The organism is Planctomycetota bacterium (assembly GCA_038746835.1).
Lineage (GTDB): Bacteria > Planctomycetota > Phycisphaerae > Tepidisphaerales > Tepidisphaeraceae > JBCDKH01.
In genome coordinates this window covers 1-1564 of sequence record JBCDKH010000332.1, presented here as the reverse complement: position 1 = coordinate 1564, position 1564 = coordinate 1, and the positions used below count along the sequence as shown (strand labels likewise).

Below are 1564 nucleotides of genomic sequence, written 5' to 3'. Positions count from 1 at the left end.
TAGCCGTCGTCGATGCGAAGCTCGCTGTCGTCGGTCGGATCGGTCAGCCACCGATCGCCGTCGACGACGAATTTGTACCCGTACCGCCCGGGCGACATCGGGAGCGTCAGTTCCCAGATGTTGTCGCTGTTGAGGTCGAGCATCACGTCAGCGCCCGAATTCCAGCCGTTGAAATCGCCCGCGATCGCGACGCTCGTGGGCTTGTCGTCCCACGCGCTGGCGTCGAGGCGGAAGACGACCTGATACCCGCTGTCGGTCTTCTGTGGAATTGCTTCAGCGAAGGTCGGAGCTGCGGGAGCGAGGACGCCGACCGTCATGGTGGGGACGGCGATCGCGGCAAGGAGTGTGGCGTGGGTCTTGAAGTTCATGGGGTTCCTCCGAGAAATCCGTCATCCTGAGCGGAGCGAAGCGGAGTCGAAGGACCTCGCTTGCCTCTTTGCCTGAAGCACGGCGAGGTCCGTCGACTCGCTGTGCTCGCTCGGGATGACGGATCAGGTAGTCGTGATGGTCACGCTCTTCGAGCGATGCTCGTTGAGTCGCGGATGACGAGGTGGGTGTCGAGCGACTCACGGACGTGGTCGCGTTTGCCCTCGACGCGCTCGATCAGCCGAATGCAGGCGCGTCGGCCGACGTCGTAGAGGGGCAGGTGGATCGTGGTTAGCGCAGGTTGGACGAAGGCGGCGTGCGGCAGGTCGTCGAAGCCGACGACGCTGACGTCGCCGGGGACTTTGAGGTCCTGCCGCTGCAGGTAGCTCATCGCACCGATCGCCATCTTGTCGCTCATCGCGAGGATGGCCGTGGTTTCCGGATGGGCCTGCATGAGGTCGCGGCAGGCGTCGGCCCCGCCCATTTCGGTGAAGTGCCCGTCGCGGACGCGGCTGGCGGAGGGCTCGACGCCGAGTTCGCGAAGCTTGTTCTCCCACGCCTGCCGCTTGTCGCGCACGGTGGCGATCTGCGGGGCCGCCTCGAGCAGCCCGATGTGCCGATGGCCGAGCTGAGCCAGGTAGTTCATCACCTGCTCGGCCCCTTTTCTGTAGTCGCTGGCGACGTAGTCGATGTGCTCGCACTGCGGGCAGTCGAGCCGGTTGTCGACGGCCAGGGCCGGGAACTTCTCGCGACAGAAGTCGGCGGCATAGACGCTTTCGTCGGTGTGGCCGAAGAGCAGCACGCCGTCGACGAAGCGACGTTCAAACAGCTCCATGTGCGTGCCGGCGTCGATCCACTCGGTCTTGGCCTGCTCCAGAAGCATCTTGAAGCCACGCTCCTGGGCGGCATCGGTGACGCCCGCAAGCAACTGGCCGAAGTACGCATCGGCGAAGGCGTTGCGGAGGTCCGGCAGGACGGCGCCAAGGACCTTGACGTACTTGCCCGAGAGCGACTGCGCTAGGCGGTTCGGCCGGTAGCCGAGTTGGTTCATCACGGCCCGCACACGATCGGCGGTGCCTCGACTGATGCGTTCCGAACCATTGAGGACCAGGCTCACCGTCGCGACTGACACCTCAGCCACGCGTGCGACGTCCCGCAGGTTGACGGTCGCGCTCCCACGCTTACCCGCCCCGCCGCG

General features: G+C 65.6%; 2 protein-coding genes. Both read right to left on the bottom strand.

Going from position 1 to position 1564, the window contains the following annotated elements; genetic code table 11:
* The coding region (locus tag AAGI46_17160) for a hypothetical protein (GenBank protein ID MEM1013936.1) at positions 1 to 368 on the bottom strand (368 nt) is incomplete at its 3' end.
* Between the two features lie 140 nt (positions 369 to 508).
* The coding region (locus AAGI46_17155; GenBank protein ID MEM1013935.1) for a LacI family DNA-binding transcriptional regulator at positions 509 to 1564 on the bottom strand (1056 nt) is incomplete at its 5' end.